Annotated in this window: 17 protein-coding genes; 9 read left to right on the top strand and 8 right to left on the bottom strand. The window is 70.5% G+C overall.

All coding sequences use genetic code 11. The features are described 5' to 3' along the window. Positions 1-124: 124 nt before the first annotated feature. A complete protein-coding gene (locus LCE31_RS22855; protein WP_225017031.1) occupies positions 125-622 on the top strand; it encodes a hypothetical protein in 498 nt (165 codons plus the stop codon). A 376-nt stretch (positions 623-998) separates the two neighbouring features. Here LCE31_RS22855 and LCE31_RS22850 read toward each other — a convergent pair whose 3' ends face one another. Then, on the bottom strand, positions 999-1,883 hold the full coding sequence (locus LCE31_RS22850; RefSeq protein ID WP_225017029.1) for a GNAT family N-acetyltransferase: 885 nt from the start codon (positions 1,881-1,883) through the stop codon (positions 999-1,001). 482 nt (positions 1,884-2,365) lie between these two features. Between LCE31_RS22850 and LCE31_RS22845 the strand changes: the two genes are divergently transcribed. Together LCE31_RS22845 and LCE31_RS22840 are read left to right on the top strand one after the other, a co-directional pair. Further along, positions 2,366-2,950: a sigma-70 family RNA polymerase sigma factor gene (locus LCE31_RS22845; protein WP_225017027.1), complete on the top strand. Its 585-nt coding sequence runs from the start codon at positions 2,366-2,368 to the stop codon at positions 2,948-2,950. Further along, on the top strand, positions 2,947-3,699 hold the full coding sequence (locus LCE31_RS22840; protein WP_225017025.1) for an anti-sigma factor: 753 nt from the start codon (positions 2,947-2,949) through the stop codon (positions 3,697-3,699). Before LCE31_RS22845 ends, LCE31_RS22840 begins: the two co-directional genes overlap by 4 nt. 227 nt (positions 3,700-3,926) lie before the next feature. Here LCE31_RS22840 and LCE31_RS22835 read toward each other — a convergent pair whose 3' ends face one another. Both LCE31_RS22835 and LCE31_RS22830 read right to left on the bottom strand, forming a co-directional pair. After that, entirely contained in the window at positions 3,927-4,586 is a 660-nt protein-coding gene (locus tag LCE31_RS22835; protein WP_225017022.1) for a fasciclin domain-containing protein, read from the bottom strand. A gap of 274 nt (positions 4,587-4,860) precedes the next feature. Then, a complete protein-coding gene (locus LCE31_RS22830) occupies positions 4,861-6,624 on the bottom strand; it encodes a molybdopterin-dependent oxidoreductase (protein WP_374118525.1) in 1,764 nt (587 codons plus the stop codon). A 158-nt stretch (positions 6,625-6,782) separates the two neighbouring features. On the opposite strand from LCE31_RS22830, the gene LCE31_RS22825 reads away from it, so the two are divergent. The 4 genes from LCE31_RS22825 to LCE31_RS22810 are packed head-to-tail and all read left to right on the top strand — an operon-like array spanning position 6,783 to position 11,100. Next, complete coding sequence (locus LCE31_RS22825) at positions 6,783-8,144, top strand: NAD(P)/FAD-dependent oxidoreductase (protein ID WP_225017020.1); 1,362 nt, start codon at positions 6,783-6,785, stop codon at positions 8,142-8,144. Positions 8,145-8,188: 44 nt separating this feature from the next. Next, a complete protein-coding gene (locus LCE31_RS22820; RefSeq protein ID WP_225017018.1) occupies positions 8,189-8,953 on the top strand; it encodes a DUF1365 domain-containing protein in 765 nt (254 codons plus the stop codon). Positions 8,954-8,956: 3 nt separating this feature from the next. After that, entirely contained in the window at positions 8,957-10,279 is a 1,323-nt protein-coding gene (locus LCE31_RS22815) for a class I SAM-dependent methyltransferase (RefSeq protein ID WP_374118524.1), read from the top strand. Beyond that, positions 10,276-11,100 carry a DUF1295 domain-containing protein gene (locus tag LCE31_RS22810; RefSeq protein ID WP_225017035.1) on the top strand — a complete coding sequence of 275 codons (825 nt, stop codon included), beginning with the start codon at positions 10,276-10,278 and terminating at the stop codon, positions 11,098-11,100. Before LCE31_RS22815 ends, LCE31_RS22810 begins: the two co-directional genes overlap by 4 nt. A gap of 356 nt (positions 11,101-11,456) precedes the next feature. Here LCE31_RS22810 and LCE31_RS22805 read toward each other — a convergent pair whose 3' ends face one another. From LCE31_RS22805 to LCE31_RS22785, 5 genes are all read right to left on the bottom strand, one after another. Beyond that, the gene (locus LCE31_RS22805; protein ID WP_225017016.1) at positions 11,457-12,062 is read right to left on the bottom strand and encodes an alkaline shock response membrane anchor protein AmaP; all 606 of its coding nucleotides are present in this window, start codon (positions 12,060-12,062) and stop codon (positions 11,457-11,459) included. Positions 12,063-12,134: 72 nt separating this feature from the next. Continuing rightward, entirely contained in the window at positions 12,135-12,566 is a 432-nt protein-coding gene (locus LCE31_RS41305) for a DUF6286 domain-containing protein (RefSeq protein WP_374118526.1), read from the bottom strand. 308 nt (positions 12,567-12,874) lie between these two features. Beyond that, positions 12,875-13,273 (bottom strand): hypothetical protein, encoded by a 399-nt coding sequence (locus LCE31_RS22795; RefSeq protein WP_225017014.1) that lies wholly within the window; start codon positions 13,271-13,273, stop codon positions 12,875-12,877. Then, positions 13,270-13,458, bottom strand: coding sequence for a hypothetical protein (locus tag LCE31_RS22790; protein ID WP_225017012.1), 189 nt, complete (start codon positions 13,456-13,458; stop codon positions 13,270-13,272). The genes LCE31_RS22795 and LCE31_RS22790 overlap by 4 nt, the downstream gene beginning before the upstream one ends. Positions 13,459-13,619: 161 nt before the next feature. Further along, positions 13,620-14,153 carry an Asp23/Gls24 family envelope stress response protein gene (locus LCE31_RS22785; protein ID WP_225017010.1) on the bottom strand — a complete coding sequence of 178 codons (534 nt, stop codon included), beginning with the start codon at positions 14,151-14,153 and terminating at the stop codon, positions 13,620-13,622. 296 nt (positions 14,154-14,449) lie between these two features. On the opposite strand from LCE31_RS22785, the gene LCE31_RS22780 reads away from it, so the two are divergent. Both LCE31_RS22780 and LCE31_RS22775 read left to right on the top strand, forming a co-directional pair. Next, positions 14,450-15,043 carry an RNA polymerase sigma factor gene (locus LCE31_RS22780; RefSeq protein WP_225017008.1) on the top strand — a complete coding sequence of 198 codons (594 nt, stop codon included), beginning with the start codon at positions 14,450-14,452 and terminating at the stop codon, positions 15,041-15,043. Continuing rightward, positions 15,034-15,972, top strand: a complete 939-nt coding sequence (locus LCE31_RS22775; protein ID WP_225017007.1) for a hypothetical protein — start codon at positions 15,034-15,036, stop codon at positions 15,970-15,972. The genes LCE31_RS22780 and LCE31_RS22775 overlap by 10 nt, the downstream gene beginning before the upstream one ends. Positions 15,973-16,588 lie beyond the last annotated feature (616 nt).

Here is a 16,588-nt window from a genome sequence, read left to right as displayed (position 1 = left end):
GGCCTGAGAGCGGCGGGAGCGGCGCGAGGCGTGTGGACCGCGACCGCGCAGGGCGGGGCGGGTACGGGCGCGTGGGCTGGGTACGAGAGCGTGCGCGCCGCGCGGGGCATGACACGATCTGCGGGTGCTCGACATCGGCTACTCGCTCTCCCGCCGCTTTCCCGACCCGCCGCAGACGGACTACCGCACGGCGGACACCCGGGCCCTGCGGCACGACCTGTTCTGCGGGGACGTGTACCTGGCCGACACCGACGCCGACCGGGAGCTGTCCACAGCCTGGGGATGGGTGCCCGTACTGGACTTCGCCTGGGCCCTGTGCGACATCGTGGAACAGCTGGACCGCGACCCGCGCGGCAACCGGGCGGCCCAGCCCCAGTACGCCGAGCTGGACTTCACGGAGTCGAGCGACCGGATGCTGTTCATGCGCAGGTTCGGATGGGTCGAGGTCGAGTCGGACTGGATGCCGGCCGACGAACCGCCGCTCACCTTCAGCCACCGCGCGCTGCGCCGCGAGTCGCGCGACTTCCTGCACGACGTGCTCGCGGACCTCACGGACATGCACGAAGGGCTGGGGAACAATGTGTTGGTGTGGGACCTCCAGGCACGCTTCCCCCGCGTCTGAGACCGGTCCGGCGCGGCGTCCGAGGCCGGTCCGGTCAGCGTCCGAGGCCGGTCCGGCGCGCACGGTCCGACGCGCGACGCCCGCCGTCCGGCACTCCCCCGCGGACACTTCGATTCCGGAGGCCGGGCCGCGGCCGTCTTCTCACCAAGCCGCCGTAAACGAGTCAACCGGCCGGGATCATCCCGCCGGTTTCTGTGATACGAGGAAGGGGGGCAAGAACGCAGGTCGTGAGCGCTCCCCCGCTCCGTCCGCGCGTCGGCCCCGGACGGCCGCTCCCTCACCTGAAACGGGAGCGGCCCCCCACCGCGCCGCACGGGGCGAGACGGCCCGGTCCCGCCCGTCCTTCGCCCGTTCTTCGCCCGTCTTCCGGCCGTCGTCAGCCGAGTTCGAGGCTGGTACCGCCGAAGACGCGTTCCTCGGCCACGCGCGGCGCCTCGCCGGCGTACATCCGTACCGTGTGCGACACCGGCGCCAGACCCCGCGCCTCCGCCACCGCGCGGGCCGCCTCATGTCCCTCGGGAACGTCCACGAAAACGCCTCCCTCCGGCGTCGCGTGCGCGATCAGCGCGTCGAGCAGGGCGCCCGCGTCCTCGGGCGTGTCCGCGAAGAGGGGGCCCACGCGGTGGCCGGACCGCGCGGGGCGGATCACTCCGTACCCGCGGATCACGTCGTTCCGCAGCCGTACGTACCCCACGTGCCCGGGCTCCGTCAGCCACCGGCCGAGGAACGCGCGCCGCTCGGCGGGGAAGCAGCGCGCGTCGTAGGCGGCGAGAGCGTCCAGCCGGGCCCCCGCCGCCCGCTCCACGCCGCTGACCGGCGCACCTGCGGGACGCGCGGGCCCGCCTCCGTACCGGAGGGAGCGGTACGCCGCGACGAAGCCGGACCTCCGGTAGGTCGCCTCCTGCTCGGGTACGGCGTCGAGGCCGATGGTCCGCGCTCCCGCGTGCGGCACGGCGGCACGCCAGGTGGCGAGGCCGAGGCCACGCCCACGCAGGCCGGGACGGACGAGGTAGTGGCCGAGGAACGCGTACCGCTCGGAATACCTGACGACGGAGACGGCGGAGACCGGGCGATCCCCGATCCTGCCCGCGAAGAACCCCTCCGGGTCGGTGGGCCGGAAGCAGAACCCGTCCCGGAGGCCGGGGTTCCAGTTCTCGTCGGCCGCCCACTGCTCCACCTGCGCCCAGTCGGCGTCCGACGCCGGGGCCACGACGAGTCTGCCTTCGCCGAATTCGGATTCCGTGATGTCGAGCTCGGTCATGGCGGTCGTCGGTCCCTCCGGTCGGTGGCGGCCCCCTCGCGGCGTGCGCTCGCGGCGGAGTTCGCGGGGCGGTCACGCGCCGCTTCGTAACACGGCGTCACCCACCGTACCCAATGCGTCAGTTCGCCGTCACCGGGTGACGCCGTCCGCGCCCGTCAGCAACGCCCACCAACGGGGGACGGATCGGTCCCTCGCCCCGGCGCCACCGCGACGATGTGCGTGCCACCGCCACCACCACGCGTCCTGCCGCGATGACCGGGTAGGCGGCGGCAACACGGACGCGGGAGGAGTCAGGAGGACAGAGGCGCGGGCGGCGAGCGAGGCCGGGCCGGGGCCGAGCGGGGCCGCTCACCGGGTCGGCGCCTGTGGGTACGGCGCCCGTGCCCGTCCCACCAATCCCTTCGGCCCGCGGCAACGAATGCGCGTTGACGTTCCGCGGTCCACGCGGCATGCGCGAAGAACCACATCCGGAGGAGAGCCGCGTGAAAGAGGCCGTCCCGATCGGCGGACCGGCCCCCGTGGGGCCTGACCTTGAGGAACTGCTCGGCCAGGTGGCACGGGGCGATCAGGAGGCGTTCTCACGCGTCTACGACATGGTCTGCGGGCCCGTGCTCGGGCTCGTACGCTCCGTGCTGCGCGACCCCGCGCAGTCCGAGGAAGTGGCGCAGGAGGTACTGCTCGAGGTCTGGCGCATGGCCGCCCGCTACCGGCACGACAAGGGCAGCGGCATGACCTGGGTGCTGACGCTCGCGCACCGGCGTGCGGTGGACCGGGTCCGTTCCGTACAGGCGGCCGGCGAGCGCGAGCAGAAGGCGGCGCTGCTGGCCCGGACCCCGTCGTTCGACGAGGTGACCGAGCAGGTCGAGGCCAGGCTGGAACGGGAGCAGGTACGGCGCTGCCTGCGGACGCTCACCGAACTGCAACGCGAGTCGGTGACCCTCGCGTACTACCAGGGGCTCCTGTACCGCGAGGTGGCGGAGCTCCTGTCGGTACCGCTCGGCACCGTGAAGACGCGGCTCAGGGACGGTCTCATCCGGCTGCGCGACTGCCTGGGGGTAACGGTATGACCACCGCTGACCTGCATACCCTGACCGGTGCCTACGCGCTGCACGCGCTCGCCCCGGACGAGAGCGCCGAGTTCGAGCGCCATCTGCTGGCGTGCGACGCCTGCGCCCAGGAGGTGGCCGAGCTGTCGGCGACCGCGGGGCGCCTCGGCCTGGCCGTGTCCGCGGTCCCGCCGGACATGCTCAAGGAACGCGTCATGCGGCTCGTCGCGACCGAGCGCCAACTGCCGCCGGCCGTGCGGGAGACCGGCCGCCCGGGTGCGGGTGTCCAGCGCCACCGGACGCTGACGCGGTGGGCCCTCGCGGTGTGCGTCGCGGCGGCTGCCGGGCTCGGCGGGATCGCCGTATGGCAGCACCAGGAGGCACAGGACGCACGCGCGCAGGCACAAGCCGCCCAGGACGGCTCCCGGCGGCTGGCGGCCGTACTGTCGGCGCCCGACGCACGCACGGTGGCGGGAAAACTCAACGACGGCGCCAGCGGCACGGTCGTCGTCTCCCGCTCCCAGAACCGGGCGGCGTTCATCGCGTCCGGACTGCCGAAACCCCCGGACGGCAAGGTCTACCAACTCTGGTACGACGACACGGGCACGATGCGGTCCGCCGGTCTGATCACCTCACCTTCGGCGTCGCAGGCCGTGCTGCTGACGGGCCACATCGGCAAGGCGTCCGGCATGGGCATCACCGTCGAACCGGCCGGCGGCTCCACGTCACCGACGTCGAACCCGCTCGCGCTGATGAAGTTCCCCACGTAGCCGGGTAGCCCGGGTCGCCGCGGAGCCGCGGTTGCCGCGGTTGCCGCGGCGCTTGGCCGTGGCGGGGCTGGGCTGTCGCGAGGCCGGGGTCGCGGGCCCGGGCCGCCGACCGGCTGCCTGAAGAGGGACGGCGGGGCGGCCACCCCGATGTGGGTGACCGCCCCGCCGTCCCTACCGTCCGGCACGGCCCTGCGCGGGCCATGCCGCGACGCGCCGCCGGCAGCGGATCACATCTTCGGCATCAGGACGCTGTCGATGATGTACACCGTCGCGTTGGAGGTCGGCACGTTGCCGCACACGATGTTCGCGGCGTTGTTGACCTTGAACGTCCGGTCCGAGCCTGACGTCCTGACCTGGCCCTTCTCCAGTGTGGTGAACGTGCCCCCGCCGAGCTGCGACGGCGTCACCTTCTGGCCCACCACGTGGTAGGTCAGGATCTTCGTGAGCGTCGCCTTGTCACTGAGGACCTTGTCCAGCTGTGCCTTCGGGATCTTGGCGAACGCCTCGTTGGTGGGCGCGAACACCGTAATGTTCTTGGCATTGTTGAGCGTGTCGACGAGCCCGGCCTTCTTCACGGCGGTGACCAGTGTGGACAGGTCCGGGTTGTTCGACGCGGCCGTCGCGACCGGGTCCTGGGCCATGCCGTTGAAGCTGCCGGCACCCGTCTTCGGAACGGACGAACAAGCAGGGCCGAAGGGCTCGTCCATCGCGCTCGGAGCGCCGGCCGCGGACGACTTGGGCGGCATCGCCGCGGACGACGATGCGGCGGAGCCGCCGGACTTGCCACCGTCCTTGCCGCTGTCGTTGGAGCACGCGGACAGGACGACAGGCAGGGCGAGCGCGGCGGCCGTGATCGCGGCGGTCCGCTGGAAACGCTTGGCAAACATGATGTCTCTCCTTCTGATTGGCGCACCGCTTGGTGCACCGAGGGGGGTTGGTTGTTGGTTGTGACGGGAAGCCGACAGGTTTCCCGTCGGTCCGGGCCCGTCCGCCCGCGCGGCGACGGGGTCGCGATGCCGGGCAACTCGCCAGCCGTCGGCGCCCGGAACGTCACCGAACCGCCGGTGACACGTTCGACGCCGCTGACCCGCAGGGCCGGAAGATCGCCGATACCCCCTGTGGGGGCGGGCGAACGATGCGACCGCCGGATCTCGTTCGGGATCAGGGCACGGCGACCACCACCGAATGCCAGCCTGTGGCACCGTTCGGCACCGTCCCGACACGCTTGTCCGTCTGCGTGTAGCCCGTACGGTCGGTGGCGCGGACCTCCAGCGTGTGGCTGCCCGACGTCGCGTTCCATGGCCACACCCACTGGCGCCAGGTGTCGTGCGTGTCCTCCGCGCCGAGCTTTGCCTCGTGCCAGGGTCCGCCGTCCACTCTGACCTGGACCCGCGCGATGCCTCGGCGCTGCGCCCACGCCACACCGGCGACCGGCACCACCCCGGCCTTCGGGCTGGCGAACGGGCGAGGCGTATCGATCCGCGACTCCGTCTTGATGGGTGCCTCACGCGACCACGTGCGCTTGACCCAGTAGGCGTCGAAGGCTTCGAACGTGGTCAGTTCGAGGTCGGTGAGCCACTTGCAGGCGGAGACGTATCCATACAGGCCGGGCACCAGCATCCGCACCGGAAAGCCGTGCTCGAAGGGCAGCGGCTCGCCGTTCATCCCCAGGACGAGCAGCGCGTCCCGTCCGTCCATGACCGTCTCCACGGGAGAACCGATGGTCATCCCGTCGACCGAACGCGCCACCAGTTGGTCGGCGGGCCCGCCCTGCGAAGGAGGCCGTACTCCGGCCTCCTTGAGCACGTCGGCCAGGCGCACTCCGATCCAACGGGCATTGCCGACGTAGGGGCCGCCCACCTCGTTGGACACACAGGTCAGCGTGATGTCACGCTCGACGAGTTCGCGCCCCAGGAGATCCTGGAACGTCAGTGTCACCGGCCGCCGCACGCCCTGCCCGTGCAGCCGCAGCTTCCACGCCATGGCGTCCACGTGCGGCACGGCCAGCGCGGTGTCGACCCGGTAGAAGTCCTTGGTGGGTGTCATGAACGGGCTCAGCCCGGGCACTGCCGGATGCACCCCCGCCGGAACCGGACGAGCTGGTGACGTGGGGCGGGGCAGCACGATGTCCGCCCGGTTCGCCGCCTGCGCCGCGGCCTTGTCACTGTTGAGATGTCGTCCGAGGGCGCCCGCTCCGGCAGAGGCCGCGGCGGCGGCCGTCGCCGCGACGACGAACCCACGGCGATCGAACACACCGCGTACACCCCGCACGGGCGGGGCCGCACGCTGGGACCGAGACGATGAATGAGACCGAGAACCGGATCGAAGCTGAGACTCGTCCCCGGCCTCGGAAGGGGCTACCGGTGCGAGCGCCGCCTCCCCGTCCTCCGTACCAGCCCGGTCCCCAGCACCGGCCAGGCCGCCAGACGCCACAGGAACCCGCCCGATCAGCCAGAACAGCAACGCACATGCCACCACTCCGCCGACGGCGGACGGCAGGACGTCGGGCCAGCGCGCGTCCGGCCTGGTCGAAGCCGCCGCCACACCCACGGCCCCGAAGACGAGTGCGACTCCGGCACCGACCCGCCGGTACCGCACAGCGAACACGCCGACAGCGATGGCGAACAGCGCGAGGACGACCACAATGCCCAGCTGCAACACCGCCTTGTCGTTGGTACCGAAGTGCCGTACCGCGAAGTCCTTCAGCGCGGGCGGGGTGCGGTCGACGGCCGCACCGCCCACCGCGGTGACCGGACTCGCCTCGGGCCGTACGCCGGCCGACACGAGCTCCGCCACGGCGAGCGCCGCGAAACCCGAGACCAGACCGCTCGCCGCCCCGAGCAGGACACGAAGTCCACGGCCGGGCCGACGCCCGGGCCGGGCCTTCGGTGTGATGACGTCTCCCTCTGCACTCACGACCGCCATTCGGCGCGATCGGCTCCGTGGATTGGTCGTTCACGCGATGGAGTGACATCACCCGGCACATCCGGGCCGGATCACGATTCGAACCAGTCCTCACCTTCCTCCGCTCCGAAGAACCACGTGAGGGGCGCGTCCGTGCGTCCCTGGTGGGAAGGAGCGCGATGAGTGGAGCGGCACGGAGCACGGCCGTCGTGGGCAGCGGAGTGGCGGGGCTGACGGCCTCCCACATCCTGTGCAGAGGCGGTCACGAGGTGACGCTCTACGAGGCGGACGACCGGCTCGGCGGCCACGCGCACACGCACGACGTGCCCTCCGCCGACGGGCGGATTCACCACATCGACTCCGGTTTCATCGTGCACAACGCGCGCACCTATCCGTACCTTCTCCGCCTCTTCCGGGAACTGGGCGTACAGACCCAGGAATCGGAGATGAGCATGTCCGTACGGTGCGAGGGCTGCGGCCTTCAATACGCGGGCGCGCGCGGTCTGCGCGGCGTGTTCGCCCAGCCGCGCAACGCACTGAACCCCTCGTACCTGCGGATGCTGGCCGAGATCCCGCGTTTCCACCGCGCCGCACGGCGTCTCCTGGCGCAGGTTCACGAACACCCGCCGAACGAACAATCCGGACACCAAGGACCAGTTCGCGACCGCCTGGGTCACGAGCACCAGCAGGAGCCGGAGAAATCGGCCCAGCAGGTTCCCGAACTCGGTGCCTTCCTCGCCGCGGGCGGCTTCTCGTCGTACTTCGTCGCACATTTCGTGACTCCCCTGGTCTCGGCCGTCTGGTCCTGCGACGCGCAGACCGCGCTGCGCTACCCCGCCCCCTACCTGTTCCGCTTCCTCGACCATCACGGCCTGCTGTCCGTCGGAGGCTCCCCCTCCTGGCGCACCGTGACCGGAGGCTCGCGGGCCTACGTGGAGCGCATCGGCAAGCAGCTCACGGCCGTCCACACCGCGACTCCCGTACGCGCCGTGACACGGGGCGAGCGCGGTGCCACGGTCACGGCCGAAGACGGCCGCGCCGAGTCTTACGACGGGGTGGTGCTCGCCGTCCACCCTGGCCAGGCCCTTGCGCTCCTCACCGACGCGACCGCCGCTGAGCAAGAAGTGCTCGGAGCCTTCCGCTACTCCCGCAATCCGGCCCAGCTCCACACCGACACATCGCTACTGCCGGGCGCACCCGGCGCCGGCGCCTCCTGGAACATGCTCCTCCCCGACTGCGACGCCGGCGCCGCCGCCGTCCGCATCAGCTACGACATGAACCGCCTCCAACGCCTCGACGCACCCGAGCGGTACGTCGTGACCCTCAACGGCGCGGACCTCGTCGACGAACGGCGCGTCGTGGCCCGCATGGACTACGAACACCCCGTCTACACACCGGAATCGGTGGCAGCCCAACGCCGCCTGCCCACGCTGAACAGCTGCACCACCGCTTTCGCCGGCGCCTACCACGGCTGGGGCTTCCACGAAGACGGCTGCCGCTCGGGGGTGCGGGCAGCCGCGTCACTCGGAGTGGCCTGGTGACCCCGAAACCCCCGGCATTCCCCCCGTCCCCGGCGGCGACGGCGGTGGCGGAGTCCCGAACGGACCCGCCGGCCGGACCCGCGACACCCGCTCTCTACCCGTGCACCGTCGCGCACATCCGCAGGGCGCCCCGCAGGTATGCCTTCCGCGTACGCACCTACCTCTGGCTGATCGACCCGGACCAGCCCCCGGTACTGCCCTGGTGGCTGCGCCCGCTGGCCCGTTTCGACGCGCGCGACCACTTCGGCGGAAACCTGCCGACCATCAGGGCCGGACTCGACGCCTTCCTCGCCGCACGGGGCATCGACCTGGCGGGCGGGGCCGTCACGATGCTCGCGCACGCCCGTGTGTTCGGCCATGTGTTCAACCCCCTGACCCTGTACTGGTGCCACCGCCCGGACGGGTCGACCGCCTGTGTGGTGGCGGAGGTCCACAACACCTACGGAGAGCGGCACTGCTATCTGCTGCACACGGACGACAGCGGACGCGCCATGGTCGGCAAGGACTTCTACGTCTCGCCGTTCTTCCCCGTCGACGGGGACTACACGATGCTCGTGCCGGAGCCCGACGGCCGACTCTGCCTCACCGTCCACTTGGACCGGCCTGGCGGACGTGCTTTCACCGCGACCGTGCGCGGCGAGCCCATCCCCGCCGGCCGCCGGGAGCTGCTCCTTGCGGCTCTGCGCCATCCATGGTCGACCGCCGCTGTCTCCATCGGTATCCGGTTGCACGGCACGGCGCTCAGGGTGCTGCGCGGTCTGCCCGTCCAGCCCCGCCCCCGACCTCCGCACCAGAAAGGCATGGAGTAAGACGTGACCCTCTCCCCGTACCCGCACCACAACCCGTCCGCCGCACACTCTCCGGACACGGCGGGCGCCGGCACGCTCGACCCGGTGCGCTGGCCCGACATCGCGCGGCTGCCCCGATCCTCCCGAGCCCGGACGGCGATCGCAGAGCGCATCGTGCGCCATGCACTGGGCAGTCTGCCGCTCTACGTCCACATCAACGGCGATGTCTCCGGCCCCATCGGGCTCGGCGGGCCGCGCATGACCCTTCACGACCCGGCCGCCTTCCACCGGAGGATCGGCACCCGAGGGCTCATCGGCTTCGGCGAGTCCTTCATGGCCGGAGAGTGGGACGCCCCGGATCTCGTCGCCGTACTGACCGTGCTCGCGGCTCATGCCGATCAACTCGTCCCCGCATCGCTGCAACACCTCCGGAAGGCGTTCACGCCCAGGCACCCCCCGGCACAGCGCAACACTCCCGAGGGCTCCCGCGAGAACATCCAGCACCACTACGACCTGTCCAACGAACTGTTCGCGCTCTTCCTCGACGAGACGATGACCTACTCGTCGGCCGTCTTCCGCGCGCTTCCCGCCGAGCGCGCCCTGCTGGCGGACGCACAGCGCCGCAAGATCGACCTGCTGCTGGACGCGGCGGAGGTCGGCCCCGGCACACGGGTGCTGGAGATCGGCACGGGCTGGGGTGAGCTCGCCGTGCGGGCCGCGGAGCGCGGGGCACGCGTGCACAGCGTCACCCTCTCCGCGGAACAGCGGGACCTAGCCCGCGAACGGGTCCGGGCCGCGGGTCACGCCGACGCCGTGACAATCGAACTGTGCGACTACCGGAGCGTCGGGGGGATCTTCGACGCCGTGGTCAGTGTCGAGATGATCGAAGCCGTGGGCGTGGAGTTCTGGCCGGCGTACTTCAAGAGCCTGGAGCGCCTGGTGGTGCCCGGCGGGCGCGTCGCGCTCCAGGCGATCACCATGGCGCACGACCGGATGCTCGCCACCAAGGACACCTACACCTGGGTCCACAAGTACATCTTCCCCGGCGGGGTGATCCCGTCGGTGGAGGCCATAGAGACGATCAGCCGTGACCTCACGGATCTGAGGCCCGTCCGAATGGACGGCTACGGTGCTCATTACGCCGAGACCTTGCGGCTGTGGCGGGAGAGGTTCGCCGAACGGACCCCCGAGGTGGACGCGTTGGGCTTCGACAGGACATTCCGGCGCATGTGGACCTTCTATCTGGCGTATTCCGAGGCGGGGTTCCGCTCCGGTTATCTGGACGTGCGGCAGATCGTGCTGGCCCGGACGGGCGGCGCCGCGAGGGTGGGCGAGGGCCAGTGGTGAGCGGCTTTCCTTGGGGCTCGTTCGGAACGGGGGTCGGGGTCTCGGCGGGCGGTGTGCTCGCCGTCATGCTGGTGACCTTCGCTGTCGGCGTCTCGAAGGGCAGACACCGCTATGTCGACATCGCCTGGGGGGCGGCGTTCGCCGTGGCAAGCACCATCTCGGTCGCGGCGGCGGTCGCCCGAGGCGAGGGAGACGGCGCTCGGCAGGGTCTCGTCACGGCACTGACCGTGATCTGGGGGCTGCGGTTGACGCTTCACATCGCCCATCGCGGCCGGGGCAAGGGCGAGGACCCCCGCTACGAGAAGCTACTGGCCAAGGGCTCGGGCAATGCGCGGCTGCGGGCACTGCGGACGGTGTATCTGCTCCAGGCCCTCCTCGTCGTGCTGGTGTCGCTGCCGGTGCAGGCCGCGCAGTACCTCCCGCACCCGGTAGGGCCGTTGGTGTATGCGGGCTGCGCGCTGTGGTTGCTGGGTCTGTTCTTTGAGGCGGTGGGGGATCGCCAGCTGGAGGTCTTCACCGCGAATCCCGCGAACAAGGGCCGCATCATGGACCGCGGCCTGTGGAGCTGGACGCGTCACCCCAATTACTTCGGCGACTTCTGCGTGTGGTGGGGGCTGTACCTGTTCGCCTGCGCCGACTGGCGGACGGCCGCGGCAACCGTTGTCAGCCCCGTCGTGATGTCGCTGCTGTTGACAAAGGGCAGTGGCAAACGGCTGCTGGAGCGCCACATGGCACACCGCCCAGGTTTCGCCGACTACGCCTCCCGCACAAGCGGTTTCGTCCCCTGGCCACCGAAGAGGCGTCCACAGCGGGACGTTTGACTACGGGCGGTGCTTCGGATCGTCCGATACGCGGCAGGGTGGACCGGCGTGAAAGCTTCCGCGGCCCATGAGCCTCGGCTGAGTGGGGTATGCGCGGCCACCCGCCTCGCCCCGGCACGAACGCGTCCTGACCGGCACGAAAGCGCCACCGAGTCCGAGGTCTGGCACCAGACCGGCACCGCGCCGGGAACAACGGCCGGAGAGCGTAGGGCTGAGGCCGTCCTACACCAGCCAGGGCCTACCCGAAAGCCAGCACCATGACAGAACCAGGCCCTCAATCGCGAGCTGGGCTCGGGCTGCGGCCTGACCCGGGCCAGTGGCTGCGGGCCGAAGGCACGGTACCGGCGGGTTGTTGGTCAGCGCACCTTGCGCCCGCGGTGCGACGCCGCCCGCATCCGCACGGCTGTCCGAGGTATGCCGAACCCGGTGGAGCTGCCGATGTCGGCCAGAGGACCGCGCATCAACTCTTCGAGTACGGGCCCCGGCTCCGCGTACGGTTCGAGGACGATCGTCATCCGGGCACGGAACCAGCCCGGGTGGTACATGCCGCGGCGCCTCTTTCTCTTCATGCTGAGCCGCGCCCGTGCCCCGGCCACACCTGGCAGTGCCTCCACCTCGATCCCCAGGGCGCGTTCAAGCGTCGTCCTGCGCAACCGCGCACCGGACCGCCTCAGCGCGAGAGCCGCCGGCCCGCGGGCACCTGCCTGCATGAACAACCATCCCAGGAAGAACACAAGCCCCACGGCAAGCCCGCTGATCACCACGGGAGTCCACCAGCCATGCTCCCTGATGCGGTCGACCGCCGCTCGATCCGCGATCTGCTCATGCGCGCCCAACCCCGGCCACCAGGAAGGCAGATCAGTCTCCATCCTGCCGTGCCCGACCAGCCAGGTGACGCCGAGCCAGCCACCGGCTGCCACCACCACGAGTCCGACCAACGCGATCAGGACTCTGTTCGCCACTCCGCGCACACCGCTCACCACCCTCACCCTTCCATGTGGCCGCTTGCTTCCTCTCCCCGTTCTCTCCCTCGTTCATTTCTCCGTTCTCACTGGAGCAGCGGCCTCGCCGGCCCTCTGCCCCGGTTCTCGGCCTTGCTCTTGGCCTTGTTCTCGGCCGTGCCCCTGCTGTGCAATGTGCTCCACAGGCATGTCCGTAGGGGGTTCGTTCGCAGAGGGTTCGTTCGCAGGAGGCACCCAGTCGTCGTCAGGGCGCACGCGGACCCTCAATGTGAGTGGCCTGGCCAACCCCAGACGGTCACATTTCCCCGTGGCCGCGCGGATCAACGCCTCCCGAATCTCGGCCTGATCGCCGAAACGCACCGTCGCCCGTATGCGCACCTTCCGCCGCCGTACGCGGACTCTCACCGCGCCCACACCCGGGACTTCCAGCGAGGTATCACGCAGCAGCAGAACCACGGCCGACCGGTCCAGCGAGGCCCGTACATCGGCGCTCGGCGGCACCATGGGTGCGAGTGTGCGCGCACCGGGCGTCAGCGCGAGCCAGACCAGCCCGATCCCCGCAAGCACCAGCACCACCGCGATCACGCCCACCGACACGGCCGTCCTGCTCAGACCATAGACCCGGTCAAGCAGAGCATGGCGCCAAGGAGCGGGCGTTCCGCCGAGGCGCACCGACACAACGTCGTACAACACCGTGGCGCAGCCGACCGCGCCCAGCAAGGCGCACACAGCCGCGAGGCCGCGCCGAGGCGACCATGGCCGCCTCGCCTTCGGCGCCATCAGACTTGGCCCACCGGATGTCTCCCGCATGGTCACACCACCCTCCCGTCGCCCAGCGCTCGAACCGGCGTCAGCCGACCCACCAGCACATCGACGGCGGCGACTCGCACCCCGGTCAACGCCCCCGTCCGGTCGAGGACATGCTGGCGCACCTGTGCACAGACGGCGTCGATGTCGACGGGATACGGCAGGTCGACTTCCAGTTCGATCTTCGCTCTGCCACGACGCGTGTCCGCGGTCGCTCGGGCTGCAGCGTGCGGGAGCGCCGCGAGCGCTTCTCCGGCGGCTTGGGCGGCGATCCGCCGCGTCGCACGATCGCTGACGACTGTCGCCCCTCTGCGCCTGCGCTCATCGCCGGTCACGACCGCGCCATCGCCGGATGCCCGACTGTCGTCGCTCTCGCCCGCAACGGGCGTCCCCAGCGCCATCATGGCCTCCTGCGCCGGTCCGGATGCAACAGGTCCTGAATGTCGAGGTCACCATCAACTATCCGGCCCACGCCGAATCCGACCGCTCCCAGCGCTGCTACCAGCAGGAACGCCCCGAAGCCACCGAAATAGCCGGCGAACCCCAATGCCATTCCCGCCACAAGGCCCAGCGCGGACCACTCTTTCATTGCTCCTCCTCTGCCGGACCCGGGGCTCTCAACCGCACTTGTACGTGAGAGCAACACCCAGATATGGCTACCCGTGGAAAGTGAGTCGGAATGGCCTGCGGGGCGGCCGCCCGTGGCGCCCCGGCCGCCGAGGGATGCTCCGGCCCCCGGCCCGTCTCCTTCTACTGCAGGCGCAGGTCGCTCTCCTGCTGCGAGTCCTCGTCCGGCAGATGGACATCGCCGACGGCGATGTTGACCTCCACGACCTCCAGGCCCGTGATCCGCTCCAGAGCGGAGATCACGTTCTCCCTGATCTCGGCCGCACAGTCCTGGATCGCGACTCCGTACTCGATGACGACGTCCAGGTCGATCGCCGTCTGCCGCTCACCGACCTCCACCTTGACGCCGCGCCCGAGGCCTGTCTTCCCGCCGCCCGGTACCCGGTCCCGCACGGCACCCAAGGTGCGGCTGAGGCCGCCGCCTCCGAGCACGTACACGCCAGGGACCTCGCGCGCAGCCATTCCCGCGATCTTCTCCACCACACCATTCGCGATGATCGTCCTCCCCCGCGTGCCGGCGGGCGCGTCCGATCCCTTGTGTCCCGCGTCCACCGTCGTCACTCCCTGGGCTCCGGCCTGACGGGGAGCCTGCGAGGGCGGGGTGGTCGGGGCCGCCGGGACGCCTTTCGCTCCGGTGAATGCTGCGGATGTCGTCATGAGGTCCTCCTCGGGTCTTCCTGCCTGCAACTTCTCTGCGGACAACCGCACATGCGCCTGTCCGAACATCTGCGCGCGCACTCGCTGGTGCACGTGTACACACGCGAACTCGCGTGGGCACGCCGCTCCAGGAACCAGTCCTGGTGGGTGCCGACAACCGTTGGACACCACCGCAACGCATTCGTCACGCGCTCCGCGCAGATTGATCGAAATTTTTTTCCCGGCGAACTGGCGTGACGATCACGTCCGCCGCCGTGTCCAAGCAATCGAGCAAGCACGGGGAAAGGAGGCCGTTCGTGCCTGTAGGGGAAAGGCAGGTCAGACGAGCCAGGACACCAAGGCGCCGCACCTGGCCGGACGACGCGTTGCTGGCGGTACGAGCCGGCGAGGGTGACGCGGACGCCTTCGAGACTTTGGTGCGCAGGCATACGCCAGAGCTGCTGCGGCTGGCGAACCGGCTGGTGTCGGACCGAGGGGACGCGGAAGACGCGGTGCAGGAGTCACTCGTGAGCGCCTGGAGGAGGTTGCCAGGCTTCCGCAGAGACTCGGAGTTCGCGACCTGGATGTTCCGCATCGTGACGAACAAGTGCCTCAATCAGTTGCGCGCACGCCATCCGACCACTCCACTGGACGCGGTACCGGAACCGCCCGCGCCCGACCACACGGCCTCGCCGGCCCGCGCCGCCGAGACCTCGGCCGCCGTGTCGGACCTGGGGAAGGCGCTGCGCATCCTCTCGCCGGAGCAGCAGGCCTGCTGGGTGCTGCGTGAGCTCTACGGATTGTCGTACGAGGACATCGCGGCGGCGGTAGGTATCAATCAGAAGGCCGTACGCGGCAGGATCTATCGGGCACGCCGCGCTTTGACGGAGGCGATGGTGGCATGGCGATGAACAACAACCAGCCGTCGTGGGGCCGGGATTCGGAGAGGGGCGGAGACCGGGGCGCGGCCCGGGAGGAGGGTCTGAACGTGGAGCGGGACGAGGAAACGGAGGAACTGCTGCCCTGCGGGCGCGCTCTCGCGCTGCTGTGGGAGGCGTGGGACAACTACGAGTTGGACACCGACCCTCACGTCGCGGAATGCCAGTACTGCACTGCGGCGCTGGAGCGCCTGCAAGTGTTGCAGGACTTCGTGGGTGAGGCAGAGGACAGCGCCCCCGGCGAAGGCATCAACGATGACGGGAGCGAGGACGAGCGGTGGGCGAGTCGCGTCGACTCCGTCACGGCACGGGTGATGGACATCGTCAGGCTGGAGTTGCGTCCCGGTCGCACCCTGCCTCTCGGCGAGCCGGACGAAGACTCCTGGATCGTGGAGGCCGCTCTCGCGAAAGTACTGCGAAGAGCGGCGGAGACCCTGCCGGGGGTACGCGCAGGCAGCTGCCAGGTCCGGCCTTCCGCGACACAGGATGAGGCCGCCGCGGATACCGCCGATATGAGGGCGGAGTCCAGGAACGCCGGGTCATCGGCTGCTACCGCCCTGGCCACAGGGAGCGCCGAGACCTCGGAGGAGGACGGAGGGCTCGCCGGCGGAGAGACCGGGGCCCGCACGGCGGCCGAAGTGGCGGAGGCGTTCGAGCGCCAGGTCGTCGTGACTCCGGGACGCGGGCCCGTCGATGTGTATCTCGAAGTGGCGGCGACCATGTCGTGGACTCTGCCCGATCTTGCCCAGAATGTGCGCGAGCGGCTGATGGACGCAGCGCATGAGGCGGTGGGCATCGATGTGCGGGCCATAGACGTATCGGTGGTCGACCTGTTGGACGACGGGCTCGCCGAGATGGCGGGCGGAACCGAGAGAGACAGGGAGCGGAGGTATCAGCGGTGAGCGACGTCAACAGGCGCGACATGGCCTTGCTGCTGACTCGTGAGGTAGCGGAGGCCGCCCGGGCCACGGCGGGCGTCGCGTTCTTGCGGCCCGGTCTCGCGGATATAGTCCGCGGCACTGCCCGCCTCGCACCACGGACAGCGACCGGGGTGCGGGTCAGATACGAGACGGCATCGGGCCGCTGGCGGATACAAGTCCAGTTGGTGACGGCGGAGGGACACCGCGCCGTGGATGTGGCCCGTGCGGTGCGTAGGGCTGCGGAATATGCGGCGGCAACTGCTCTGGAATCAGCCGGACCGGCGGTGGCGAAGGAGACGCCTGGAGGAACGGGAGAGACAGGCGAGGCGCTCGTTGTGGTCACCATCACGGTCACAGGTGTGGCCTGAGTGCCCAGGCCGGCCGCGATCGGGCGGGAGCGGGTCCGGGCCGAGGCCGTGCCCGCGGCCCCGTCCCGGTCTCGGCCCTGGCCCGGCCTTGGCCTCTGCCCCTGCCGTGGCCCCAGTCCGGGCCTTAGCCCCCCGTCCGGCCACGGCTCCCGTCCCGACCCAGCCTCCATCTTGGCCTCTGCCCCTGCCGTGGCCCCACCGCGCCTTAGCCTCCATCCGGCCACGGCTCC

Source organism: Streptomyces sp. 8L, from assembly GCF_020176795.1.
GTDB lineage: Bacteria > Actinomycetota > Actinomycetes > Streptomycetales > Streptomycetaceae > Streptomyces.
The sequence above is the reverse complement of the archived record's forward strand: the minus strand, read 5'-3'. Positions and strand labels throughout refer to the sequence as shown.

What these genes read in the sequence shown, in the direction of transcription:
- LCE31_RS22830 (WP_374118525.1), bottom strand. Translation starts at nt 6,624, where the DNA reads ATGGCGGTCGTGAGTGCAGAGGGAGACGTCATCACACCGAAGGCCCGG.
- LCE31_RS22790 (WP_225017012.1), bottom strand. Translation starts at nt 13,458, where the DNA reads ATGAAAGAGTGGTCCGCGCTGGGCCTTGTGGCGGGAATGGCATTGGGG.
- LCE31_RS22850 (WP_225017029.1), bottom strand. Translation starts at nt 1,883, where the DNA reads ATGACCGAGCTCGACATCACGGAATCCGAATTCGGCGAAGGCAGACTC.
- LCE31_RS22795 (WP_225017014.1), bottom strand. Translation starts at nt 13,273, where the DNA reads ATGATGGCGCTGGGGACGCCCGTTGCGGGCGAGAGCGACGACAGTCGG.
- LCE31_RS22840 (WP_225017025.1), top strand. Translation starts at nt 2,947, where the DNA reads ATGACCACCGCTGACCTGCATACCCTGACCGGTGCCTACGCGCTGCAC.
- LCE31_RS22825 (WP_225017020.1), top strand. Translation starts at nt 6,783, where the DNA reads ATGAGTGGAGCGGCACGGAGCACGGCCGTCGTGGGCAGCGGAGTGGCG.
- LCE31_RS22775 (WP_225017007.1), top strand. Translation starts at nt 15,034, where the DNA reads ATGGCGATGAACAACAACCAGCCGTCGTGGGGCCGGGATTCGGAGAGG.
- LCE31_RS22785 (WP_225017010.1), bottom strand. Translation starts at nt 14,153, where the DNA reads ATGACGACATCCGCAGCATTCACCGGAGCGAAAGGCGTCCCGGCGGCC.
- LCE31_RS41305 (WP_374118526.1), bottom strand. Translation starts at nt 12,566, where the DNA reads ATGGTGCCGCCGAGCGCCGATGTACGGGCCTCGCTGGACCGGTCGGCC.
- LCE31_RS22835 (WP_225017022.1), bottom strand. Translation starts at nt 4,586, where the DNA reads ATGTTTGCCAAGCGTTTCCAGCGGACCGCCGCGATCACGGCCGCCGCG.